This window comes from Rhodococcus phenolicus (genome assembly GCF_001646785.1).
GTDB classification, from domain to species: Bacteria; Actinomycetota; Actinomycetes; order Mycobacteriales; family Mycobacteriaceae; genus Rhodococcus; species Rhodococcus phenolicus.
The window spans coordinates 26,759-46,595 of record NZ_LRRH01000074.1 but is presented as its reverse complement, the minus strand read 5'-3'; the positions used below and the strand labels follow the sequence as shown (position 1 = coordinate 46,595).

Annotated in this window: 35 protein-coding genes; 2 read left to right on the top strand and 33 right to left on the bottom strand. The window is 66.7% G+C overall.

What is annotated here, in order from left to right; translation table 11 throughout:
* Nucleotides 1-13: 13 nt before the first annotated feature.
* From A8G15_RS20260 to infA, 9 genes are all read right to left on the bottom strand, one after another.
* Nucleotides 14-970, bottom strand: coding sequence for an alpha/beta hydrolase (locus tag A8G15_RS20260; RefSeq protein WP_068163700.1), 957 nt, complete (start codon nt 968-970; stop codon nt 14-16).
* Nucleotides 971-1,164: 194 nt separating this feature from the next.
* A complete protein-coding gene (gene truA / locus A8G15_RS20255; protein WP_082900031.1) occupies nt 1,165-2,064 on the bottom strand; it encodes a tRNA pseudouridine(38-40) synthase TruA in 900 nt (299 codons plus the stop codon).
* Between the two features lie 5 nt (nt 2,065-2,069).
* Complete coding sequence (gene rplQ / locus A8G15_RS20250; protein WP_068163656.1) at nt 2,070-2,612, bottom strand: 50S ribosomal protein L17; 543 nt, start codon at nt 2,610-2,612, stop codon at nt 2,070-2,072.
* A gap of 30 nt (nt 2,613-2,642) precedes the next feature.
* Nucleotides 2,643-3,704, bottom strand: coding sequence for a DNA-directed RNA polymerase subunit alpha (locus A8G15_RS20245; RefSeq protein ID WP_068163653.1), 1,062 nt, complete (start codon nt 3,702-3,704; stop codon nt 2,643-2,645).
* 112 nt (nt 3,705-3,816) lie between these two features.
* Nucleotides 3,817-4,422, bottom strand: a complete 606-nt coding sequence (rpsD, locus tag A8G15_RS20240; RefSeq protein ID WP_068163650.1) for a 30S ribosomal protein S4 — start codon at nt 4,420-4,422, stop codon at nt 3,817-3,819.
* Nucleotides 4,423-4,446: 24 nt separating this feature from the next.
* On the bottom strand, nt 4,447-4,860 hold the full coding sequence (rpsK, locus tag A8G15_RS20235) for a 30S ribosomal protein S11 (protein WP_003938066.1): 414 nt from the start codon (nt 4,858-4,860) through the stop codon (nt 4,447-4,449).
* Nucleotides 4,860-5,228 carry a 30S ribosomal protein S13 gene (gene rpsM, locus A8G15_RS20230; protein WP_068163647.1) on the bottom strand — a complete coding sequence of 123 codons (369 nt, stop codon included), beginning with the start codon at nt 5,226-5,228 and terminating at the stop codon, nt 4,860-4,862. Before rpsM ends, rpsK begins: the two co-directional genes overlap by 1 nt.
* A 229-nt stretch (nt 5,229-5,457) precedes the next feature.
* Complete coding sequence (gene rpmJ, locus A8G15_RS20225; RefSeq protein ID WP_003938068.1) at nt 5,458-5,571, bottom strand: 50S ribosomal protein L36; 114 nt, start codon at nt 5,569-5,571, stop codon at nt 5,458-5,460.
* Between the two features lie 92 nt (nt 5,572-5,663).
* Nucleotides 5,664-5,885, bottom strand: coding sequence for a translation initiation factor IF-1 (gene infA, locus A8G15_RS20220; protein WP_003418601.1), 222 nt, complete (start codon nt 5,883-5,885; stop codon nt 5,664-5,666).
* 172 nt (nt 5,886-6,057) lie between these two features.
* On the opposite strand from infA, the gene dtd reads away from it, so the two are divergent.
* A complete protein-coding gene (gene dtd / locus A8G15_RS20215; protein ID WP_068163644.1) occupies nt 6,058-6,495 on the top strand; it encodes a D-aminoacyl-tRNA deacylase in 438 nt (145 codons plus the stop codon).
* Nucleotides 6,496-6,556: 61 nt separating this feature from the next.
* On the opposite strand, the gene map is transcribed toward dtd, so the two are convergent.
* The 13 genes from map to rplN form a co-directional block, all read right to left on the bottom strand.
* Complete coding sequence (gene map / locus A8G15_RS20210; RefSeq protein WP_068163641.1) at nt 6,557-7,354, bottom strand: type I methionyl aminopeptidase; 798 nt, start codon at nt 7,352-7,354, stop codon at nt 6,557-6,559.
* 23 nt (nt 7,355-7,377) lie between these two features.
* Nucleotides 7,378-7,923, bottom strand: coding sequence for an adenylate kinase (locus A8G15_RS20205; RefSeq protein WP_068163638.1), 546 nt, complete (start codon nt 7,921-7,923; stop codon nt 7,378-7,380).
* On the bottom strand, nt 7,920-9,233 hold the full coding sequence (gene secY / locus A8G15_RS20200) for a preprotein translocase subunit SecY (RefSeq protein ID WP_068163635.1): 1,314 nt from the start codon (nt 9,231-9,233) through the stop codon (nt 7,920-7,922). Before secY ends, A8G15_RS20205 begins: the two co-directional genes overlap by 4 nt.
* 271 nt (nt 9,234-9,504) lie before the next feature.
* Nucleotides 9,505-9,948 carry a 50S ribosomal protein L15 gene (gene rplO / locus A8G15_RS20195; protein WP_068163632.1) on the bottom strand — a complete coding sequence of 148 codons (444 nt, stop codon included), beginning with the start codon at nt 9,946-9,948 and terminating at the stop codon, nt 9,505-9,507.
* Between the two features lie 2 nt (nt 9,949-9,950).
* Nucleotides 9,951-10,130: a 50S ribosomal protein L30 gene (rpmD, locus tag A8G15_RS20190; protein WP_006554593.1), complete on the bottom strand. Its 180-nt coding sequence runs from the start codon at nt 10,128-10,130 to the stop codon at nt 9,951-9,953.
* On the bottom strand, nt 10,130-10,780 hold the full coding sequence (gene rpsE / locus A8G15_RS20185) for a 30S ribosomal protein S5 (protein WP_068163630.1): 651 nt from the start codon (nt 10,778-10,780) through the stop codon (nt 10,130-10,132). The genes rpmD and rpsE overlap by 1 nt, the downstream gene beginning before the upstream one ends.
* 31 nt (nt 10,781-10,811) lie before the next feature.
* Nucleotides 10,812-11,222 carry a 50S ribosomal protein L18 gene (gene rplR, locus A8G15_RS20180; protein ID WP_068163690.1) on the bottom strand — a complete coding sequence of 137 codons (411 nt, stop codon included), beginning with the start codon at nt 11,220-11,222 and terminating at the stop codon, nt 10,812-10,814.
* 2 nt (nt 11,223-11,224) lie between these two features.
* A complete protein-coding gene (gene rplF, locus A8G15_RS20175) occupies nt 11,225-11,764 on the bottom strand; it encodes a 50S ribosomal protein L6 (protein WP_068163627.1) in 540 nt (179 codons plus the stop codon).
* Between the two features lie 13 nt (nt 11,765-11,777).
* Nucleotides 11,778-12,176 (bottom strand): 30S ribosomal protein S8, encoded by a 399-nt coding sequence (rpsH, locus tag A8G15_RS20170; protein ID WP_068163625.1) that lies wholly within the window; start codon nt 12,174-12,176, stop codon nt 11,778-11,780.
* Between the two features lie 194 nt (nt 12,177-12,370).
* Nucleotides 12,371-12,556: a type Z 30S ribosomal protein S14 gene (locus A8G15_RS20165; protein WP_006947159.1), complete on the bottom strand. Its 186-nt coding sequence runs from the start codon at nt 12,554-12,556 to the stop codon at nt 12,371-12,373.
* 4 nt (nt 12,557-12,560) lie between these two features.
* Nucleotides 12,561-13,127 carry a 50S ribosomal protein L5 gene (gene rplE / locus A8G15_RS20160; RefSeq protein ID WP_068163622.1) on the bottom strand — a complete coding sequence of 189 codons (567 nt, stop codon included), beginning with the start codon at nt 13,125-13,127 and terminating at the stop codon, nt 12,561-12,563.
* Between the two features lies 1 nt (nt 13,128).
* Nucleotides 13,129-13,446 carry a 50S ribosomal protein L24 gene (gene rplX, locus A8G15_RS20155; RefSeq protein ID WP_068163619.1) on the bottom strand — a complete coding sequence of 106 codons (318 nt, stop codon included), beginning with the start codon at nt 13,444-13,446 and terminating at the stop codon, nt 13,129-13,131.
* Nucleotides 13,446-13,814 (bottom strand): 50S ribosomal protein L14, encoded by a 369-nt coding sequence (gene rplN / locus A8G15_RS20150; protein WP_068163686.1) that lies wholly within the window; start codon nt 13,812-13,814, stop codon nt 13,446-13,448. Before rplN ends, rplX begins: the two co-directional genes overlap by 1 nt.
* A 233-nt stretch (nt 13,815-14,047) precedes the next feature.
* Between rplN and A8G15_RS20145 the strand changes: the two genes are divergently transcribed.
* Entirely contained in the window at nt 14,048-14,413 is a 366-nt protein-coding gene (locus A8G15_RS20145; RefSeq protein ID WP_068163616.1) for an MmcQ/YjbR family DNA-binding protein, read from the top strand.
* Nucleotides 14,414-14,516: 103 nt separating this feature from the next.
* Here A8G15_RS20145 and rpsQ read toward each other — a convergent pair whose 3' ends face one another.
* From rpsQ to rpsJ, 11 genes are read right to left on the bottom strand one after another with little or no spacing between them, the layout of a single operon-like run.
* Nucleotides 14,517-14,801, bottom strand: a complete 285-nt coding sequence (rpsQ, locus tag A8G15_RS20140) for a 30S ribosomal protein S17 (protein ID WP_068163612.1) — start codon at nt 14,799-14,801, stop codon at nt 14,517-14,519.
* Nucleotides 14,798-15,034, bottom strand: a complete 237-nt coding sequence (gene rpmC / locus A8G15_RS20135) for a 50S ribosomal protein L29 (protein ID WP_068163609.1) — start codon at nt 15,032-15,034, stop codon at nt 14,798-14,800. Before rpmC ends, rpsQ begins: the two co-directional genes overlap by 4 nt.
* Nucleotides 15,034-15,450 (bottom strand): 50S ribosomal protein L16, encoded by a 417-nt coding sequence (rplP, locus tag A8G15_RS20130; protein WP_068163605.1) that lies wholly within the window; start codon nt 15,448-15,450, stop codon nt 15,034-15,036. Before rplP ends, rpmC begins: the two co-directional genes overlap by 1 nt.
* Before the next feature lie 3 nt (nt 15,451-15,453).
* Entirely contained in the window at nt 15,454-16,248 is a 795-nt protein-coding gene (gene rpsC / locus A8G15_RS20125) for a 30S ribosomal protein S3 (RefSeq protein WP_068163602.1), read from the bottom strand.
* Nucleotides 16,248-16,649, bottom strand: a complete 402-nt coding sequence (gene rplV / locus A8G15_RS20120) for a 50S ribosomal protein L22 (RefSeq protein ID WP_068163599.1) — start codon at nt 16,647-16,649, stop codon at nt 16,248-16,250. The genes rpsC and rplV overlap by 1 nt, the downstream gene beginning before the upstream one ends.
* Nucleotides 16,646-16,927 carry a 30S ribosomal protein S19 gene (gene rpsS, locus A8G15_RS20115; protein WP_068163597.1) on the bottom strand — a complete coding sequence of 94 codons (282 nt, stop codon included), beginning with the start codon at nt 16,925-16,927 and terminating at the stop codon, nt 16,646-16,648. The genes rplV and rpsS overlap by 4 nt, the downstream gene beginning before the upstream one ends.
* Before the next feature lie 19 nt (nt 16,928-16,946).
* Nucleotides 16,947-17,780 (bottom strand): 50S ribosomal protein L2, encoded by an 834-nt coding sequence (gene rplB / locus A8G15_RS20110; protein WP_068163593.1) that lies wholly within the window; start codon nt 17,778-17,780, stop codon nt 16,947-16,949.
* Nucleotides 17,781-17,817: 37 nt separating this feature from the next.
* The gene (gene rplW, locus A8G15_RS20105) at nt 17,818-18,123 is read right to left on the bottom strand and encodes a 50S ribosomal protein L23 (protein WP_068163591.1); all 306 of its coding nucleotides are present in this window, start codon (nt 18,121-18,123) and stop codon (nt 17,818-17,820) included.
* Nucleotides 18,120-18,803, bottom strand: a complete 684-nt coding sequence (gene rplD / locus A8G15_RS20100; RefSeq protein WP_068163588.1) for a 50S ribosomal protein L4 — start codon at nt 18,801-18,803, stop codon at nt 18,120-18,122. The genes rplW and rplD overlap by 4 nt, the downstream gene beginning before the upstream one ends.
* A complete protein-coding gene (gene rplC, locus A8G15_RS20095; protein ID WP_068163587.1) occupies nt 18,800-19,453 on the bottom strand; it encodes a 50S ribosomal protein L3 in 654 nt (217 codons plus the stop codon). Before rplC ends, rplD begins: the two co-directional genes overlap by 4 nt.
* A 29-nt stretch (nt 19,454-19,482) precedes the next feature.
* A complete protein-coding gene (gene rpsJ, locus A8G15_RS20090) occupies nt 19,483-19,788 on the bottom strand; it encodes a 30S ribosomal protein S10 (RefSeq protein WP_003938093.1) in 306 nt (101 codons plus the stop codon).
* Nucleotides 19,789-19,837 lie beyond the last annotated feature (49 nt).

The window sequence follows — 19,837 nt, the reverse complement described above, 5'->3', positions numbered from 1 at the left end:
CTGCGTTCTCGAATCAGGCGCCGATCGCCTCCGCCATGACCGGCCACGAATCGTGCAGCGCATCCTGCCAGTAGCCCCATGAATGCGTTCCGTCCGGTCGCAGATCGTAGGTGGCCTCGATCCCGAGCCCGTCGAGGGTGGTCCGGAGCCGCTCGTTGCACTGCGACACCGCCGCCTCGATCGTGCCGAGCACCGCGTAGTCGACCGGATCCGGCGCCGCCGAGAACTCGTGCGGGCCCGGCAGTCCCCCACCGGACGAAATGTACAGGGCCTTGCCGCGCAGCTTCTCCGCGTGGAGAGTGACGTCCCGCTCGGCCCATTCGGGCCCGCCCACCGGACCCCACATGTTCTCGACGTCACCACCACCGAGGTGCACGACCAGCTCGACGTAGTTCTGTCCGGGTTCCGAACTCGTCTGCGCGCAACCGCTGTACGCCGCGACCGCGCGATACAGGTCCGGAGCCTCGGCCGCCAATGCCAGCGCCGAGCCGCCGGACATGGACATACCCGCGATCGCGTTGCGGCCACTGGTGCCGAGCGCCTCGTCGAGGACCGGCGGCAGCTCCTCGGTGAGGAAGGTCGTCCAGCGTTGCCGGCCGAGCACCGGGTCGTCCTGCTGCCAGTCCGTGTAATAGCTGTACGCACCGCCGACCGGGATGACGACGTTGACGTCCTTGTCGGCGAAGAACTCCCGCACGTCGGTCTGCTGCTGCCAGGTCGCGGCGTCCTCGCCGCCGCCTGCCCCGTTGAGCAGATACAGCACCGGGCGGGGACTGCTCGTGTCCGCCGGCCGGATCACGTCCAGGCGCACCACCCGGTCCATCGCTGCCGAGTACACGTGCATCACGACATCCCGATCGGTCACGTTCTCGATACGGTCGACGTGCGCCACAGCGCTGTTCGTGCCGCCACCCGCTGCCGGCTCGGCGTTCGCGACACCTGCGACCGGCATCGCCGCGACGATTCCCATCGCCGCGATTCGCCGTCGCCATCGCACGCCGGACACCATTGCGCCTCCCGAAATCCTTTGATCGGCAACCGGATCCGATATGCGAGTACGCGACCGGGGTCACCGGGCCGGCCGGGGACGTGATCGTCTCCGCGGGGCAGGCTACCGGAGACCGGCTTCAGGGAGCACCAGGCGCGCCGCGGTCCGCGGTCGCGTCAGCAGCACCCCGGCACGATCGGGCCCCGCACTTCGCGGGTCGCCGCGTTCCGGGCGGCGAGGTCCTCGTCGGCGGGATAGTCCACGCCGACCAGCGACAGACCGTGCGCGGGTGCGACCGCGACCGACGCGGCACGTTCACGCTCGTCGAGCAACCCGGTCATCCACTCGACGGTCCGGCGCCCCTCGCCCACCGCGAGTGCCGCGCCGACGAGGCTGCGCACCATCGACCAGCAGAACGCATCGGCGCTGACGTGCGCGGTGAGGATGTCCCCGTCCCGGGTCCAGTCGTAGCGTTGCAGTTCCCGCACGGTGGTCGCGCCCTCGCGGCGTTTGCAGAACGCCGCGAAGTCGTGCAGACCGAGCAACGACGCCGATGCCCGCTGCATCGCGTCGAGGTCGACGGCCTTCGGCCACGACACGGTGTCCCGGGAGCGCAGGGGCTGCGCACCGTACGCGGCGGTGGTGACGCGGTACTCGTAGTGCCGCCGGATCGCCGAGAACCGGGCGTCGAAATGTTCGGGAGCCACCGAGATGCCCGTGACCCGCACGTCCCGGGGAAGGAACCGCGCCAGTCGTCGTATCCAGCGGGACGGGTCGTCGGGCAGCGCCGAGCAGGGCACGTCGACATGGGCGACCTGCCCGGTGGCGTGCACGCCGGCGTCGGTGCGGCCGGCCACGGTCAGCAGGACGGGCGTGCGCACGATCGCGGAGAGTTTCTCCTCGATTTCCCCGCACACGGTGCGCAGACCGGGCTGCCGGGCCCAGCCGGAGAAGTCGGTGCCGTCGTAGGAGATGTCGAGTCGCAGCCGGGTCGTCTCCTCCGGCTCGGATGCGGCGAACCCGCCGTCCCCGGTGGGGACGGCGGGTTCGTTCGCGTCAGCGGATGCCGAAGCCAAGTGGACTAGTCCTTCTTGGCCTCGTCGGCATCGGCGGCCGTCGCGGTGCTGTCCTCGATACCCTCGACGACGGCGTCCGCGTTCTCGACCTCGGCGTCGGTCGCGTCGGCTTCGACAGCCTCGACGACGTTCTCCTCGGCGGCCTGCGAGGCGGCGACGCGGCGAGCGCGATCGGCCTCGGAGGTGACCGTCTTCTCCTTGACGAGCTCGATGATCGCCATCGGAGCGTTGTCACCCTTGCGGGGGACGGTCTTGATGATGCGGGTGTAACCGCCGTTGCGGTCCTCGTAGAACGGGCCGATCTCCGCGAACAGGGCGTGCACGACGTCCTTGTTGCGGATGACCTTCAGCACCTCACGACGGGAAGCCAGCGTGTTGGTCTTCGCGTGCGTGACGAGCTTCTCCGCGTAGGGACGCAGAGCCTTGGCCTTGGCCTCGGTGGTGGTGATGCGGCCGTGCTCGAAGAGCGCGGTGGCCAGGTTGGCGAAGATCGCCTTCTGGTGCGAGGCCGACCCGCCGAAGCGGGCACCCTTCTTGGGCTTGGGCATGATTTTCTCCTAGTAACGGACCGTGAGCTGCTACAGCTGTTCGGTCTCGGCGTAGTCCTCGTTGCCGTCGGTGTCGCCGAAGGAACCAGCGTCCGTGTCGCTCCAGGTACCGGTGGCGGCGTCGTAGCCGGCCACGGTGCTGGGGTCGAACGACGCGGGGCTGTCCTTGAGCGACAGGCCGAGCGAGTGCAGCTTGACCTTGACCTCGTCGATGGACTTCTGACCGAAGTTGCGGATGTCGAGCAGATCGGACTCCGTGCGTGCCACGAGCTCGCCGACGGTGTGGACACCTTCGCGCTTGAGGCAGTTGTAGGACCGGACCGTCAGGTCCAGATCCTCGATGGGAAGTCCGAAGGAGGCGATGTGGTCGGCCTCGGCGGGCGAGGGACCGATCTCGATGCCTTCTGCTTCGACGTTCAGCTCACGAGCCAGACCGAAGAGCTCCACCAGGGTCTTGCCCGCCGAAGCGAGCGCGTCCCGCGCGGTGATCGAGTTCTTGGTCTCCACGTCGAGAATCAACCGATCGAAGTCGGTGCGCTGCTCGACGCGGGTCGCCTCCACCTTGTACGTCACCTTCAGCACCGGCGAGTAGATCGAGTCGACCGGGATACGGCCGATCTCGGCGCCGGACGCCTTGTTCTGCACGGCCGGGACGTAGCCGCGACCGCGCTCGACGACGAGCTCGATCTCCAGCTTGCCCTTGTCGTTCAGGGTGGCGATGTGCAGATCCGGGTTGTGGACGGTGACACCGGCCGGGGGCACGATGTCGGCCGCGGTCACGGTGCCGGGGCCCTGCTTGCGGACGTACATGGTGACCGGCTCGTCCTCTTCCGAGGACACCACGAGGCCCTTGAGGTTCAGGATGATGTCGGTGACATCCTCCTTCACACCGGGGACGGTGGTGAACTCGTGGAGCACGCCGTCGATGCGGATGCTGGTGACGGCCGCGCCCGGGATCGAGGACAGCAGGGTGCGACGGAGCGAGTTGCCGAGGGTGTACCCGAAGCCAGGCTCGAGCGGCTCGATGACGAACTTCGAGCGGTTGTCGGCGATGACTTCTTCGGTCAGCGTGGGTCGCTGCGAAATGAGCATGAGTTGCCTCCTTGTGGGCGTCCGCTATATGACGCCCTCGTGGGATGCGGTGTTCCCCCGGCTGTGACCCCGAAGAACCTGGGCCGGAAGAACACCGCAGCGCGTGTGCGCCTTACTTCGAGTAGTACTCGACGATCAGCTGTTCCTGCAGCGGGATGTCGATCTGCGCGCGCTCGGGGAGCTGGTGGACCAGCACCCGCAGGCGCGAACCGACGACCTGCAGCCAACCCGGAATCGGGCGGTCGCCCTGGGTCTCACGGGCAACCTGGAACGGCAGCGTGCTCAGCGACTTCTCGCGGACATCGATGATGTCGTACTGGGAGACGCGGTAGCTCGGGATGTCGACCTTCTTGTTGTTCACAAGGAAGTGGCCGTGCGTGACGAGCTGACGGGCCTGCCGACGCGTGCGGGCGAGGCCGGCACGGTAGACGACGTTGTCCAGACGCGACTCGAGGATGGTCAGCAGAACCTCACCGGTCTTACCGGGGCGGGAGGCGGCTTCCTCGTAGTAGCGGCGGAACTGCTTCTCCATGATTCCGTAGGAGAAGCGAGCCTTCTGCTTCTCCTGCAGCTGGAGCAGGTATTCGCTCTCCTTGATCCGCGCGCGGCCGTGCTGGCCGGGCGGGTAGGGGCGACGCTCGAACGCCTGGTCGCCTCCGACGAGGTCGACGCGGAGACGACGCGACTTACGGGTGACGGGACCGGTATAACGTGCCATTTTCTAGTACCTATTCCTTTCCCGTTAGACCCGACGCCGCTTGGGCGGACGGCAGCCGTTGTGCGGCTGGGGGGTGACGTCGGAGATGGTGCCCACCTCGAGGCCGGCGGCCTGGAGGGAACGGATCGCCGTCTCGCGACCCGAGCCCGGGCCCTTCACGAAGACGTCGACCTTCTTGACACCGTGCTCCTGCGCCTTGCGGGCGGCGTTCTCGGCGGCGAGCTGCGCGGCGAACGGGGTCGACTTGCGCGAGCCCTTGAAGCCGACGTGGCCCGACGACGCCCAGGAGATGACGTTGCCGTTCGGGTCCGTGATGGACACGATCGTGTTGTTGAAGGTGCTCTTGATGTGAGCGGCGCCGTGCGGAACGTTCTTCTTGTCCCTGCGCCGTGCCTTCTGGGTCTTCTTCGGACCGGTGCTGCGTGACTTGGGAGGCATTACTTCTTCTTTCCTGCGACGGTGCGCTTCGGACCCTTACGGGTGCGGGCGTTGGTCTTGGTGCGCTGTCCACGCACGGGCAGACCACGACGGTGTCGCAGGCCCTGGTAGCAGCCGATCTCGATCTTGCGACGGATGTCCGCCTGGACCTCGCGGCGGAGGTCACCCTCGACCTTGTAGGACTCCTCGATGTACTCGCGGAGCTTCGCCAGGTCCTCGTCCGAGAGGTCCTTGCTGCGCAGATCCGGGTTCACACCCGTCGCCGCCAGGATCTCCTTGGAGCGGGTACGGCCGACGCCGTAGATGTAGGTGAGTGCGATCTCCATCCGCTTTTCGCGGGGAAGATCGACACCTGCGAGACGTGCCATGAGTGGCATTCCTTTTCGGTGTGCGGAGGTCTGCTCCCAGCCCGTCCCCTGCGTCGAAGAAACTGTGTGGTCGACAAACACAGTGGGGCCCCGGCCTCCGAACCGGGGGTTGATCGCGCAGCTTCCCGACGAATCGGGAATCGTAACCGCGCGACTGGTGCTGGAAGGTCTTCGTGCTCGTTTCCGAGCTTGCTTGTTGCCAAGCCGATCTTCGCGAAGAAGAGTCGATCTAGCCCTGACGCTGCTTGTGACGCAGGTTCTCGCAGATCACCATGACCCGACCGTTGCGGCGGATCACCTTGCACTTCTCGCAGATCTTCTTGACGCTAGGCTGAACCTTCACGTGCGTCCGATCTCCTGTATGTACGCCCCCGGACACGGCGAAAGACCGTGTCGAAGACATGGTTCTCCCCGACCGTGTAGCCGGGGAAGCTGTTACTTGTAGCGGTAGACGATGCGTCCGCGCGACAGGTCGTAGGGGGAGAGCTCCACGACAACCCGGTCCTCGGGCAGGATGCGAATGTAGTGCTGGCGCATCTTGCCACTGATGTGAGCCAAGACCTTGTGGCCGTTCTCGAGCTCAATGCGGAACATCGCATTGGGCAGCGGCTCGACTACACGGCCCTCGACCTCGATTGCCCCGTCCTTCTTAGCCATATCCTCCGCGATCCGTCGTTCGGTGTGTGGTTGCATCGGCATCCGATACCGTGACGCTCGGCAAGAACCGGTTCACGGACAAGCCGATAACCGGAGCGCAGAGCGCACCACCGATCAATGGTACGGGAAGTTTCCCACCAGGCCAAATGAGACAACACGAGGAGGACCGCGGGTGCGGGCACTGGTTCAGCGGGTCACGACGGCGGCGGTGTCGGTCGACGGCACCGAGGTCGCACGCATCTCCCCCGCCGACGGCGGACACGGACTACTCGTTCTCGTCGGCGTCACGCACGACGACGACGTCACGAAGGCCGCGACGCTGGCCCGGAAGGTGTGGACGATGCGCATTCTCGACGACGAGCGGTCCGCCTCGGATCTGAACGCCCCGCTGCTGGTCGTCAGCCAGTTCACGCTGATGGCCGACACCCGCAAGAGCCGGCGCCCGTCCTGGTCGGCTGCCGCCCCGCGCTCCGTCGCCGAACCCCTCGTCGACGAGTTCGTCGCCGCCCTGCGCGGTCTCGGCGCAGACGTGGGTACAGGAGTGTTCGGCGCGCACATGGAGGTCAGCCTCGTCAACGACGGCCCGGTCACCCTCCTCGTCGAGGTGTGACCACCCCCGCCCCCATCCGAACCGGAGAATAGAACGCTGCGGGAGCCCGGGAAGACCGGGACTACTCGGGGCGGAGGGTGAGGATGCGCGGCCCGTCCTCGGTGACCGCGACGGTGTGTTCCCAGTGCGCGGCGCGGCTGCCGTCGGTCGTGACGACCGTCCACTTGTCCTCGAGCACCTCGGTGTCGTAGGTGCCGAGGGTGAGCATCGGCTCGATCGCGAGCACCGATCCGACGACCAGACGCGGTCCCTTGCCGGGCGCGCCCTCGTTCGGCAGGAACGGATCCATGTGCATCTCGCGGCCGATGCCGTGGCCGCCGTAACCGTCGACGATCCCGTAGCTGCGGCCGTGCAGCTTCTCCGCGGCGTGCGTGCCGAGTTCGATGGCATGCGAGACATCGGTGAGCCGATTGTCCGGGAGCATCGCGGCGATGCCGGCCTCCATCGACAGCCGCGTGGCGTCGCTCAGTTCGGCGTCGGCCTGCGAGAGTTCACCGACGCCGAACGTCCACGCCGAATCACCGTGCCATCCGTCGAGGATCGCCCCGCAGTCGATCGAGACGAGGTCGCCCTCGGCGAGAATGTCGTCGGCGGACGGGATGCCGTGCACGACCCGGTCGTTCACCGACGAGCAGATCGAGCCGGAGAACCCGTGGTATCCCAGGAACGACGGGACGGCCCCCGCATCGCGAATGACCGCCTCCGCCACCCGGTCGAGTTCGAGGGTGCTCACACCCGGCTTCGCGGCGTCGCGCACCGCGACCAGCGCGGCTCCGACGATCGCACCCGCAGCCGCCATCGCGTCCAGTTCACCGGACGTGCGGAACGGGACGACCTTGCGCTTGCGCCCGAAACCCATGTCGAACTCCTCGGTCCTGCTGGTTACTTGCCGAGCGCTGCGAGGGCGCGGCCGTTGATCTCTTCGACCTCGCCGATGGCGTCGACCGTGATGATCGCGTCGCTGTAGTAGTCGAGCAGCGGCGCGGTCTCCTCGCGGTAGACCCGGAGGCGATTGCGGATGACGTCCTCGGTGTCGTCGGCGCGACCGCGGGCCAGCATGCGCCCGACGACCACGTCCTCGTCGATGACGAACGACAGCACACCGTCGAGCGCGACGCCGAGGTCCTTCAGGATGTTCTCGAGTTCCTTGGCCTGCTCGACGCTGCGCGGGAAGCCGTCGAGGAGGAAGCCGTGCGCCGCGTCGGGCTCGGCGAGACGCTCGCGCACCATGTTGTTGGTGATCTCGGCGGGCACGAGTTCGCCTGCGTCGATGTACTTCTTGGCCTCGACACCGAGCGGGGTGCCCTGCCCGATGTTGGCGCGGAAGAGATCGCCGGTCGAAATGGCAGGGACGCCGAGCTTCTCCGACAGGATTGCGGCCTGCGTGCCCTTGCCGGCACCGGGAGGACCGAGGAGTACAAGTCTCACTTGAGGAACCCTTCGTAGTTGCGCTGCATGAGTTGACTTTCGATCTGCTTGACAGTGTCCAGCGCGACACTGACGAGAATGAGCACCGCGGCACCGCCGAAGATGCTCGACGCGGTCTGGCTGCCCGACAGGAAGAAGTGCGGAAGCGTTGCGATGAGACCCAGGTACAGCGCGCCCGGCACGGTGATCCGGTTGAGCACGTACGTGAGGTAGTCCGCGGTGGGCCGTCCCGGTCGGATACCGGGGATGAACCCGCCGTACTTCTTCATCTCGTCGGCGCGTTCCTCCGGGTTGAAGGTGATCGCGACGTAGAAGAACACGAAGAACACGATCAGCGCGAAGTAGATCGCGATGTAGACCGGGTTGTTCGGGTTGACGAGGTACTCGTTGATGAAGCGCTGCCACCAACTGGGATCGGTCGACGTGCTCGCGCCGGTGAGCTGCGCGATGAGGTTCGGCAGGTACAGCAGGGAGGACGCGAAGATCACCGGGATGATGCCGGCCTGGTTCACCTTCAGCGGCAGGTAGGTCGACGAGCCGCCGTACATGCGGCGCCCGACCATGCGCTTCGCGTACTGCACCGGGATGCGGCGCTGGCCCTGCTCGACGAAGACCACACCGGTGATGATCGCCAGGGCGACGACACACACGATCGCGAACACCAGGCCACCGCGCGACTCGAGGATCATGTTGCCCTCGGACGGCAGGCGCGAGGCGATGCCCGAGAAGATCAGGAGCGACATGCCGTTGCCGACGCCGCGTTCGGTGATGAGCTCACCGAACCACATGACCAGGGCGGCACCCGCGGTCATCACGAGCACGATCACGACCATGCCGAAGACGCTGTCGTCGGCGAGGATCGGTTCGGAACATCCCTGCAGGAGCTGCCCTCGGGCGGCGAGCGCCACGATGCCGGTCGACTGCAGCACCGCCAGCGCGATCGCCAGGTAGCGCGTGTACTGCGTCATCTTCGCCTGCCCGGCCTGGCCCTCCTTGCGGAGTTCCTCGAACCGGGGAATCACAACGGTGAGCAGCTGCACGATGATGCTCGCGGTGATGTACGGCATGATGCCGATCGCGAACACCGACAGCTGCAGCAGCGCCCCGCCGGAGAACAGGTTGATGAGCGAGTAGATGCCGGCCTGCTCGCCTCCGGCGATCTGGTCGATACACGCGCGCACGTTCCCGTAGTCGACGCCCGGGGACGGCAGCGTCGCGCCGAGCCGGTACAACGCGACCAGACCGATCGCAATGAGGATTTTCCGCCTCAGGTCCGGGGTCCTGAGGGCCGAAACGAAGGCGGAAAGCAAAGATCCTCCTGGCAGGCCGAACGGGGACGACGGGTCGATGGGTATCACCCGTCGGACGGTGGACAACTCTTGAACTCTAACAGTGCAGCCCCGGGCGGTGCCCACGCGAGGGGCCTCGCACAGCCCTGGGCGCGGAGCCCGGCGATGGGCTCCGCGGGCGGGACGACGTGCCCGTAGGGTACGTCAACACCCCGCAACGGCGAACGGCCGCACCGCAGCAGACGCTGCAGCGCGGCCGTTCGGCAGCCGTGCACGGGCACGATCGGACAGGTCAGGCCTGAACGGTCGCCGTGCCGCCGGCTGCGGTGATCTTCTCCTTGGCGGAGCCGGAGAACTTGTCCGCGGTCACCTGAGCGGCCACGGAGATCTCGCCCTCGCCGAGCACCTTCACGAGCTGGTTCTTGCGAACCAGGCCCTTGGCGACGAGCTCGTCGACGCCGATGGTGCCACCCTCGGGGAACACGCGAGCGATGTCGCCGACATTGACGACCTGGTACTCGGTGCGGAAGGCGTTCTTGAAGCCCTTGAGCTTCGGAAGCCGCATGTGCAGCGGCATCTGGCCACCCTCGAAGGCCGCCGAGACGTTCTTACGCGCCTTGGTGCCCTTCGTACCGCGGCCTGCGGTCTTGCCCTTCGAACCTTCACCGCGACCGACGCGGGTCTTGTCCGTCTTCGCGCCCGGAGCGGGACGCAGGTGGTGCAGCTTGATGGTCATTCTCAGACCTCCTCAACCGTGACGAGGTGACGCACCACGTTGATCAAGCCGCGATTCTGCGCGTTGTCCTCACGCACGACGGACTGGCGGATCTTCCGCAGGCCGAGGGTGCGCAGACTGTCACGCTGGTTCGACTTGGCGCCGATGGTGCTCTTGATCTGGGTGATCTTCAGCTCTGCCATTAGTTCACGCTCCCAGCAGCCTGAGCGCGTGCACGCAGCATGCCGGCCGGCGCAACGTCCTCGATCGGCAGACCGCGGCGGGCCGCGACTTCCTCCGGACGCTGCAGGCCCTTGAGAGCAGCAACGGTCGCGTGCACGACGTTGATGGCGTTGTCGGAGCCGAGAGACTTCGACAGGATGTCCTGGATGCCCGCGCATTCGAGCACGGCACGCACCGCGCCACCGGCGATCACACCGGTACCGGGGCTGGCGGGACGCAGCAGGACGACACCTGCGGCGGCCTCACCCTGCACCGGGTGGGTGATGGTCTTGCCGATGAGCGGGACGCGGAAGAAGCCCTTGCGAGCCTCCTCGACACCCTTCTGGATGGCCGCGGGAACTTCCTTGGCCTTGCCGTAGCCGACGCCGACCAGGCCGTTGCCGTCGCCCACGATCACCAGAGCGGTGAAGCTGAAGCGACGGCCACCCTTGACGACCTTCGACACACGGTTGATCGAGACGACACGCTCGATGTAGTTCGACTTCTCCGCAGCGTTGCCGCCACGCGAGTCGCGATCGCGGCGGTCGCGACCACCACGGTTGTCCCCGGTGTTGGGGCCATTCTGTCCGGCGGGGCCGTTGCCGCCGTCACGCCGCTGACGTCCCGGCATCAGGCGTTCCTTCCGTTCGAAAAAGTGGTCATCAGAACTTCAACCCGCCTTCGCGAGCCGCGTCCGCGAGGGCCGCGATGCGGCCGCTGTAGGTGTGGCCACCGCGGTCGAAGACCACAGCCTCCACGCCGGCAGCCTTCGCGCGCTCGGCGATCAGCTGACCGACCTTCGCGCCGCGGGCCTTCTTGTCGCCCTCGAGGGCGCGGACGTCGGCCTCGATCGTCGAGGCAGCCGCGACGGTCGTGCCCGTCAGGTCGTTGACCAGCTGCGCGTGCAGGTGACGCGACGACCGGTTGACGACGAGACGCGGACGCTCCGCGGTGCCGGAGATCTTCTTGCGGAGACGGAAGTGACGACGCGTCTTCGACAGCCGGCGCGTGGTGGACACGTCCTTGCCGCGCGGGATGCGCTTGGCCTTCTGGTTTTCTGTCTGCTCGCTCATGATCACTTACCCGTCTTTCCGACCTTGCGACGGACCTGCTCACCCTCGTAGCGGATGCCCTTGCCCTTGTACGGGTCGGACTTGCGCAGACGACGGATGTTGGCCGCGATCTGGCCGACCTTCTGCTTGTCGATACCCGAGATCGAGAACTTCGTCGGGGTCTCGACCGCGAAGGTGATGCCTTCGGGGGCCTCGATGAGCACCGGGTGGCTGTAGCCGAGGGCGAACTCGAGGTCCTGGCCCTTGAGCGCCACGCGGTAACCGACGCCGAAGATCTCCATCTTGGTGGTGTAGCCCTCGGTCACACCGACGATGAGGTTCTGCACCAGGGTGCGCGACAGACCGTGCAGCGCGCGGCTGCGACGCTCGTCGTTGGGGCGGGTCACCTGGAGCGCGCCGTCCTCACCCTTCGCGATGGCGATGGGCTCGGCGATCGTCAGCGACAGGTTGCCCTTGGGGCCCTTGACCGCGACGTCCTGGCCGTCGATGGCAACCTCGACGCCGGCGGGGACGGTAACGGGAATCTTTCCAATACGCGACATGTGTTGGCCTCCCTTACCAGACGTAGGCGAGGACTTCCCCGCCCACTCCCTGCTTGGCCGCCTGGCGATCGGTGAGCAGGCCGGAAGACGTGGAGATGATCGCCACGCCGAGGCCGCCCAGGACCTTGGGCAGGTTGGTGGACTTCGCGTACACGCGCAGGCCGGGCTTCGACACGCGGCGCACACCGGCGAGGCTGCGCTCGCGGGACGGGCCGTACTTGAGGTCGACGACGAGGGTCTTGCCCACCTCGGCATCCTCGGTGCGGAAGTCGGCGATGTAGCCCTCACGCTTGAGGATCTCGGCGATGTTCGCCTTGATCTTCGAGTGGGGCAGCTTCACCTGATCGTGGTACGCCGTGTTGGCGTTGCGCAGACGCGTCAAGAAGTCTGCGATGGGGTCGGTCATGGTCATAGCTGACCTGTTCACCTTTCTCGCTGCGGTTCCCATGCAACACCGGAGTGCACCGCGACAGGTCGCGGTTCGCACCGGCCGTGGGCCTACAACGAACTTGGTTTCATGCGGGTCCGATCTGCGAGCGCGGATCGGACCCCTGACGGGTGTGAGGGCGGACGGGTCACGCGGCGGCGACCCGCCCGCCGTTCACGTCACCAGGAGCTCTTGTGAACTCCGGGAAGCTCACCGCGGTGTGCCATCTCACGAAGGCAGACACGGCAGAGTCCGAACTTGCGGAACACGGCGTGGGGACGCCCGCAACGCTGGCAGCGGGTGTACGCGCGGACCGCGAACTTCGGCTTCTTGTTGGCCTTGTTGACCAGTGCCTTCTTAGCCATGGGCTCAGTTCTCCTTGAACGGGAAGCCGAGGTGCTTGAGCAGGGCACGGCCTTCTTCGTTGTTGGTAGCGGTGGTCACGACGGTGATGTCCATGCCGCGCGGACGATCGATCTTGTCCACGTCGATCTCGTGGAACATCGACTGCTCGTTCAGGCCGAACGTGTAGTTGCCGTTGCCGTCGAACTGGTTGCCGTTGAGGCCACGGAAGTCCCTGATTCGGGGAAGCGCGATGGACACGAGACGGTCCAGGAACTCCCACATGCGGTCGCCGCGCAGCGTGACGCGCGCACCGATCGGCATGCCCTCCCGCAGCTTGAACTGCGCGATGGACTTGCGGGCCTTGCGGATCTCGGGCTTCTGACCGGTGATGAGGGTCAGGTCCGCGACCGCACCGTTGATCAGCTTGGCGTCGCGAGCGGCGTCGCCGACACCCATGTTCACGACGACCTTGACGACGCCCGGGATCTGCATGACGTTCGCGTAGCCGAACTCGGCGTTCAGCGCGTCCTTGATCTCGGCACGGTAGCGGGCCTTCAGGCGCGGCTGGGTCTTGTTCTCGGTGGTGGTCATGTCAGATGTCCTTCCCGTTCTTCCGGGAAATCCGAACGCGCTTGCCGGACTCCTCGTCGGTCCGGTAGCCCACGCGAGTGGGGTTGCCGTCCGAGTCGATGACCGCGACGTTGGAAACGTGGATCGGGGCCTCCTGCGTCACGATTCCCCCGGAGGAGGCGCCGCGCTCGTTGGCCGAGACCGCCGTGTGCTTCTTGATCCGGTTCACGCCCTCGACCAGGACACGGTTCTCCTTCGGGAAGGCCGCGATGACCTTGCCCTTGGCACCCTTGTCCTTGCCCGAGATGACGAGCACGGTGTCGCCCTTGTGCACCTTCATCACAGCACCTCCGGAGCGAGCGAGACGATCTTCATGAACCGCTTGTCGCGCAGCTCGCGGCCCACGGGGCCGAAGATGCGGGTGCCACGCGGGTCGTTGTCACCCTTGATGATGACCGCGGCGTTCTCGTCGAACTTGATGTACGAGCCGTCCGGCCGGCGGCGCTCCTTGACGGTGCGCACGACCACGGCCTTGACGACGTCGCCACGCTTGACGTTGCCACCGGGGATCGCGTCCTTCACGGTGGCGACGATGATGTCGCCGATTCCGGCGTAGCGACGGGACGAACCACCGAGAACGCGGATGCAGAGAATCTCCTTGGCACCCGTGTTGTCGGCGACGCGCAGTCGCGACTCCTGCTGGATCACTAACTTCTCCTTGACCTGGATTGGTGTGTACGTCAGATTTCCGACCTGGACGTACGCGGTCGTCGGCTGCTCGCGGCGCACGTGCGCAAGACACACGGGTCCCGCGAAGCAACCCGTCCAGGGTAGGCGATATACAGCATGCAGGGCAAATCCGCGAACTGTGAGGTCGATCCCCGATCGGCACCCGGACGCGGCGCAGGCATCCTGTCGGGCCGGCCGGTTACCGTCGGCACATGCGTCCCGACCTCCCCGGCCCGATGCTCGCGCGGTTGCACGAGATCCTCCGCGCGTTCCCCGAATGCGTCGACGAACCTGCATGGACCGGAGTGCGCTGGCGGGTCCGCGGCGCGACGGTCGCGCACGCATTCGGCGGCGAGGACGGGCTGTTCCGGATCGTATTCCGCACCGAACCCGGCGAGGTCCCCGCATTCGAGAACATGGGCGAGCCCTACTTCCGGACGAACTGGGGCGAGAACACGGTCGGCATCATGCTCGACGACGCGACGGACTGGACCGAACTCGCCGAGATGCTCACCGACTCCTACTGCGTTCAGGCACCCGCCGCGCTGGCGGATTCGGTGAACCGGCCCGGGAACTGACTCTCTCATCTCCCCCTCCGGCCCGGCACCGAACGCGGCACGGCCCGGCACCCCGAAAAGGGATGCCGGGCCGCGTGTTTCGCTCCGCGAGGGCGAGAGGACCTTACTTGGCCTTCTCGAGCACCTCGACCAGACGCCACCGCTTGCTGGCGGACAGCGGACGGGTCTCCATCAGCTGGACGCGGTCGCCGATGCCGGCCAGACCGTTCTCGTCGTGCGCCTTCACCTTGGTGGTACGGCGGATGATCTTGCCGTACAGCGGGTGCTTCACGCGGTCCTCGAGCTCGACCACGATGGTCTTCTCCATCTTGTCCGAGACGACGTAGCCGATGCGGACCTTGCGGCTCGCGCGCTCTTCGTTGTTGCTCACTGCCTTTTCCTCACTCATGCCACGTCACCCGCATTCGGGCCGGTGGACAGGCCGAGCTCGCGCTCGCGCAGCACCGTGTAGATCCGGGCAATTTCGTTCCGCACGACGCGGAGCCGACGGTTGTTGTCCAACTGTCCGGTGGCCATCTGGAAGCGCAGGTTGAACAGCTCTTCCTTGAACTCACGGACCTTGTCGGCCAGCTCGGCGTCGCTCAGCTCGCGAAGTTCCGCGGCGGGGGTACCGGTAGCCATCAGAACTGCTCCTCCCTCGTCACGATGCGGCACTTGCAGGGGAGCTTGTGCATCGCGCGGCGCAGGGCCTCGCGGGCAATCTCCTCGTTCGGGTAGCTCATCTCGAACAGCACGCGACCGGGCTTGACGTTCGCGACCCACCACTCGGGCGAACCCTTACCGGAACCCATTCGGGTTTCGGCCGGCTTCTTGGTGAGCGGGCGATCCGGGAAGATGTTGATCCAGATCTTGCCGCCACGCTTGATGTGCCGGGTCATGGCGATACGAGCGGACTCGATCTGCCGGTTGGTGATGTAGGCCGGCTCGAGAGCCTGGATCCCGTACTCACCGAAGGTCACCTGGGTTCCGCCCTTGGCGGCACCCGTACGGCTCGGGTGGTGCTGCTTGCGGTGCTTGACCCGCCGTGGGATCAACATGCGTCAGCCCTCCTGATTCTCGGTCGAAGCGGGTGCATCGGCAGAGGCGGCGCGGCCGGCGTCCGTGCTCGTCGCGGTGGTGCCCGAAGCACCGGAGCGACGCGGACGGCTGGGGCGCTCGCGACGCGGGCGATCCGCGGGAGCGGCCGCAGCGGCCAGCTCACGACGGCCGCCGACGATGTCGCCCTTGTAGATCCAGACCTTCACGCCGATGCGGCCGAAGGTGGTCTTCGCTTCGTACAGGCCGTAGTCGATGTCCGCACGCAGGGTGTGCAGCGGAACGCGACCCTCGCGGTAGAACTCCGAACGGGACATCTCGGCGCCGCCGAGACGGCCCGAGCACTGCACCCGGATGCCCTTGACGTTCGGCTGACGCATGGCCGACTGGATGGCCTTGCGCATCGCACGACGGAACGCGACACGGTTGCTGAGCTGCTCGGCGACGCCCTGGGCGACGAGCTGCGCCTCGGACTCCGCGTTCTTGACCTCGAGGATGTTCAGCTGGACCTGCTTGCCCGTCAGCTTCTCGAGCTCGGCGCGGATGCGATCGGCCTCGGCGCCGCGGCGGCCGATGACGATGCCCGGACGCGCGGTGTGGATGTCCACCCGCACGCGGTCCCGGGTCCGCTCGATCTCGACCTTCGCGATGCCCGCGCGCTCCAGGCCGGAGGCCAGGAACTTACGGATCGCGACGTCTTCCTTCACGTACTCCGCGTACTGCTTGTCCGCGTACCAACGCGACTTCCAGTCGGTGGTGATGCCCAGGCGGAAGCCGTGCGGGTTGATTTTCTGGCCCACTACTGAGCTCCCTTCCGGCGGTTACGGTTGGACGCGGTCGACCGGGAGGCGACGCTCTCGACGATCACGGTGATGTGGCTCGTCCGCTTGCGGATCCGGAACGCACGGCCCTGGGCACGCGGCTGGAACCGCTTCAGGGTCGCACCCTCGTCCACGTACGCCGTCGCGACGACGAGCGTGCTGGGGTCGAGGTCCAGGTTGTTCTGCGCGTTGGCAGCGGCGGAGGCGATCACCTTGGCGACCGGCTCGGCAGCGGCCTGCGGAGCGAACTTGAGGATCGCGAGGGCGTCCTCGACCGACTTGCCGCGAACGATGTCGACGACGCGACGCGCCTTCATCGGGGTCACACGCACGTGGCGCGCAACAGCCCGAGCGCTGGGGTTGGTGGTTTCAGTGCTCATCGACGCTTGCTCTTCCGGTCGTCCTTGATGTGGCCCTTGAACGTACGGGTCGGCGCGAACTCGCCGAGCTTGTGTCCGACCATCGAGTCCGAAACGAACACCGGCACGTGCTTGCGACCGTCGTGGACGGCAAACGTGTGACCGATGAAATCGGGCAGGATAGTGGAACGGCGCGACCAGGTCTTGATGACCTGCTTGGTGCCCTTCTCGTTCTGCAGATCCACCTTCGCCAGGAGGTGGTCGTCGACGAACGGGCCCTTCTTGAGGCTGCGTGGCATTCTCTAACTCCCTCCTTGACTAGCGCTTCTTGCCGGTACGGCGACGACGGACGATGAGCTTGTCGGACGCCTTGTTCTTGCGGGTGCGGCCCTCGGGCTTGCCCCACGGGCTGACCGGGTGGCGACCACCCGAGGTCTTGCCCTCACCACCACCGTGCGGGTGGTCGACCGGGTTCATGACGACACCGCGGACGGTCGGGCGCTTGCCCTTCCAGCGCATACGGCCGGCCTTGCCCCAGTTGATGTTCGACTGCTCGGCGTTGCCGACCTCGCCGACGGTGGCGCGGCAGCGCACGTCGACGCGACGGATCTCACCGGACGGCATACGCAGCGTGGCGTAGGTGCCTTCCTTGCCGAGGAGCTGGATGCTCGCGCCGGCGGAACGGGCCATCTTGGCGCCGCCGCCCGGACGCAGTTCCACCGCGTGCACGGTGGTACCGGTCGGGATGTTGCGCAGCGGCAGGTTGTTGCCGGGCTTGATGTCCGCGGTCGGGCCGGACTCGATCGGAGCGCCCTGCACCAGGCCCTTGGGGGCGATGATGTAGCGCTTCTCGCCGTCCACGTAGTGGAGCAGCGCGATGCGGGCGGTGCGGTTGGGGTCGTACTCGATGTGAGCGACCTTGGCCGGGATGCCGTCCTTGTCGTTGCGACGGAAATCGATCAGGCGGTAGGCGCGCTTGTGTCCGCCACCCTTGTGACGGGTGGTGATGCGGCCGTGCGCGTTACGACCACCGCGACCGTGCAGCGGGCGGATCAGCGACTTCTCGGGCGTCGACCGAGTGATCTCGGCGAAGTCCGAGACACTCGCGCCGCGCCGACCCGGGGTAGTCGGCTTGTACTTACGAATTGCCATGAGTCTTCTCGTCCTCTATCTCTCGAGTTCCGACCGCTTACGCGACCGGGCCTCCGAAGATCTCGATGGGCTTGCTGTCGGCGGTGAGGGTCACGAGCGCGCGCTTGGTGTCCTTGCGCTTGCCGTAACCGAACCGGGTCCGCTTGCGCTTGCCCTGACGGTTGGCGGTGTTGACGCTGCTCACCTTGACGCCGAAGACCTTCTCGACGGCAATCTTGATCTGCGTCTTGTTCGAGTCCGGGTGCACCAGGAAGGTGTAGGTGCCGTCCTCCATCAGCCCGTAGGACTTCTCGGAGATGACCGGAGCCAGCAGGATGTCGCGCGGATCGGCGATCGTGCTCACTTGCTCTCCTCCTTCGCGAGCTGCACGGACTCGGCCGGCCCGTGGATGAACGTGTTGAGCGCCTCGACGCTGAAGACGACGTCGTCGCTGTAGAGCACGTCGTACGTGTTCAGCTGATCCGGCGCGATCGGGTGCACGTTCTGCAGGTTCTGCACGCTCTTCCACGCCGCGAGGTCCTCACGGCCGACGACGAGGAGCAGGTTCTTGCGATCGGTCAGCTCCGCGAGGAAGCTGCGTGCGCTCTTGGTCGACGGGGCCTGCCCGGCGACGAGCTCGGTGATCACGTGGATGCGCTCGTTGCGCGCCCGGTCGGAGAGGGCACCGCGCAGGGCGGCGGCCTTCATCTTCTTGGGGGTGCGCTGGCTGTAGTCACGCGGCTGCGGGCCGTGGACGGTGCCACCACCGGCGAACTGCGGCGCGCGGGTCGAACCCTGACGGGCGCGGCCGGTGCCCTTCTGCCGGTACGGCTTCTTGCCACCACCGCGGACCTCGCCGCGGGTCTTGGTGGAGTGCGTGCCCTGGCGAGCCGCGGCGAGCTGCGCCACGACGACCTGGTGCAGCAGCGCGATGTTCGCGGGAGCGTCGAAGATCTCCGCGGGGAGATCGACGGTGCCGTTGGCCTTGCCACCCGGCGCCTTGACGTCCAGCGTCAGCTTGGTTGCGGTCTCGGTGCTGGTCATGCCCGTGCACCACCCTTCACTGCGGTCTTGACGATCACGACGCCGCCGTTGCGGCCCGGGATCGCACCCTTGATCAGCAGCAGGCCGTTCTCGGCGTCCACCTTGTGGACCGAGAGGTTCTGCGTCGTGACGCGGTCGCTACCCATGCGGCCGGACATGCGCGTGCCCTTGAACACACGGCCCGGGGTGGCGCAGCCACCGATGGAACCGGGACGACGGTGCACGGCCTGCGCACCGTGCGATGCACCCTGGCCGGCGAAGCCGTGGCGCTTCATGGTGCCCGCGAAGCCCTTGCCCTTGGAGGTGCCGGTGACGTCGACGTAGGCGCCGTCCTCGAAGACCTCTGCCGTGAGCTCCTGGCCGATCTCGTAGGCCGAGGTGTCCTCGACACGGAGCTCGACGAGGTGGCGGCGGGGGGTCACGCCGGCCTTGGCGAACTGGCCGGAGACCGGCTTGTTCACCTTGCGCGGGTCGATGGCGCCGAAGGCGAGCTGCACGGCGCTGTAGCCGTCGCGCTCCTCGGTGCGAATCTGCGTGACCACGTTCGGTCCGGCCTTGACGACGGTGACCGGGACGACCCGGTTGTTCTCGTCGAAGACCTGGGTCATGCCGAGCTTGGTGCCCAGGATTCCCTTGATCTGGTTAGTCATGTGTTATCTCCGCTGCGTCTTCTACGAGCTCACTGAATGTTGACGTCGACGCTCGCCGGGAGGTCGATGCGCATGAGCGCGTCGACCGTCTTCGGCGTCGGGTCGAGAATGTCGATCAGCCGCTTGTGAGTACGCATCTCGAAGTGCTCGCGCGAGTCCTTGTACTTGTGCGGCGAGCGGATGACGCAGTACACGTTCTTTTCGGTGGGCAACGGCACCGGGCCGACCACGCGGGCACCCGTACGGGTCACCGTCTCGACGATCTTGCGCGCAGATGCGTCGATCGCCTCGTGGTCATAGGCCTTGAGCCTGATGCGGATCTTCTGTCCCGCCACGCTTAGTGTCCTTTTCTTGCCGCGTTTCGTAGCACCCGAACGAGCCGGG

What these genes read in the sequence shown, in the direction of transcription:
- rplR (WP_068163690.1), bottom strand. Translation starts at nt 11,222, where the DNA reads ATGAGCGAGCAGACAGAAAACCAGAAGGCCAAGCGCATCCCGCGCGGC.
- rplD (WP_068163588.1), bottom strand. Translation starts at nt 18,803, where the DNA reads ATGACCAGCACCGAGACCGCAACCAAGCTGACGCTGGACGTCAAGGCG.
- map (WP_068163641.1), bottom strand. Translation starts at nt 7,354, where the DNA reads ATGGGTTTCGGGCGCAAGCGCAAGGTCGTCCCGTTCCGCACGTCCGGT.
- rpsS (WP_068163597.1), bottom strand. Translation starts at nt 16,927, where the DNA reads ATGCCACGCAGCCTCAAGAAGGGCCCGTTCGTCGACGACCACCTCCTG.
- rpmC (WP_068163609.1), bottom strand. Translation starts at nt 15,034, where the DNA reads ATGGCTACCGGTACCCCCGCCGCGGAACTTCGCGAGCTGAGCGACGCC.
- rplF (WP_068163627.1), bottom strand. Translation starts at nt 11,764, where the DNA reads ATGTCGCGTATTGGAAAGATTCCCGTTACCGTCCCCGCCGGCGTCGAG.
- rpsD (WP_068163650.1), bottom strand. Translation starts at nt 4,422, where the DNA reads ATGGCACGTTATACCGGTCCCGTCACCCGTAAGTCGCGTCGTCTCCGC.
- rplC (WP_068163587.1), bottom strand. Translation starts at nt 19,453, where the DNA reads ATGACTAACCAGATCAAGGGAATCCTGGGCACCAAGCTCGGCATGACC.
- rplQ (WP_068163656.1), bottom strand. Translation starts at nt 2,612, where the DNA reads ATGCCCAAGCCCAAGAAGGGTGCCCGCTTCGGCGGGTCGGCCTCGCAC.
- rplP (WP_068163605.1), bottom strand. Translation starts at nt 15,450, where the DNA reads ATGTTGATCCCACGGCGGGTCAAGCACCGCAAGCAGCACCACCCGAGC.
- A8G15_RS20260 (WP_068163700.1), bottom strand. Translation starts at nt 970, where the DNA reads ATGGGAATCGTCGCGGCGATGCCGGTCGCAGGTGTCGCGAACGCCGAG.
- A8G15_RS20165 (WP_006947159.1), bottom strand. Translation starts at nt 12,556, where the DNA reads ATGGCTAAGAAGGCACTGGTCAACAAGGCCAACAAGAAGCCGAAGTTC.
- rpsE (WP_068163630.1), bottom strand. Translation starts at nt 10,780, where the DNA reads ATGCCGGGACGTCAGCGGCGTGACGGCGGCAACGGCCCCGCCGGACAG.
- rpsM (WP_068163647.1), bottom strand. Translation starts at nt 5,228, where the DNA reads ATGGCACGTCTCGCAGGTGTCGATCTTCCCCGCGAAAAGCGGATGGAG.
- rplB (WP_068163593.1), bottom strand. Translation starts at nt 17,780, where the DNA reads ATGGCAATTCGTAAGTACAAGCCGACTACCCCGGGTCGGCGCGGCGCG.
- rplX (WP_068163619.1), bottom strand. Translation starts at nt 13,446, where the DNA reads ATGAAGGTGCACAAGGGCGACACCGTGCTCGTCATCTCGGGCAAGGAC.
- rplO (WP_068163632.1), bottom strand. Translation starts at nt 9,948, where the DNA reads ATGACCATCAAGCTGCACCACCTGCGTCCCGCTCCGGGCGCGAAGACG.
- rpsH (WP_068163625.1), bottom strand. Translation starts at nt 12,176, where the DNA reads ATGACCATGACCGACCCCATCGCAGACTTCTTGACGCGTCTGCGCAAC.
- rpmD (WP_006554593.1), bottom strand. Translation starts at nt 10,130, where the DNA reads ATGGCAGAGCTGAAGATCACCCAGATCAAGAGCACCATCGGCGCCAAG.
- rpsQ (WP_068163612.1), bottom strand. Translation starts at nt 14,801, where the DNA reads ATGAGTGAGGAAAAGGCAGTGAGCAACAACGAAGAGCGCGCGAGCCGC.
- A8G15_RS20245 (WP_068163653.1), bottom strand. Translation starts at nt 3,704, where the DNA reads ATGCTCATTTCGCAGCGACCCACGCTGACCGAAGAAGTCATCGCCGAC.
- infA (WP_003418601.1), bottom strand. Translation starts at nt 5,885, where the DNA reads ATGGCTAAGAAGGACGGGGCAATCGAGGTCGAGGGCCGTGTAGTCGAG.
- A8G15_RS20145 (WP_068163616.1), top strand. Translation starts at nt 14,048, where the DNA reads ATGCGTCCCGACCTCCCCGGCCCGATGCTCGCGCGGTTGCACGAGATC.
- rpsK (WP_003938066.1), bottom strand. Translation starts at nt 4,860, where the DNA reads ATGCCTCCCAAGTCACGCAGCACCGGTCCGAAGAAGACCCAGAAGGCA.
- rplE (WP_068163622.1), bottom strand. Translation starts at nt 13,127, where the DNA reads ATGACCACCACCGAGAACAAGACCCAGCCGCGCCTGAAGGCCCGCTAC.
- rplV (WP_068163599.1), bottom strand. Translation starts at nt 16,649, where the DNA reads ATGAGCACTGAAACCACCAACCCCAGCGCTCGGGCTGTTGCGCGCCAC.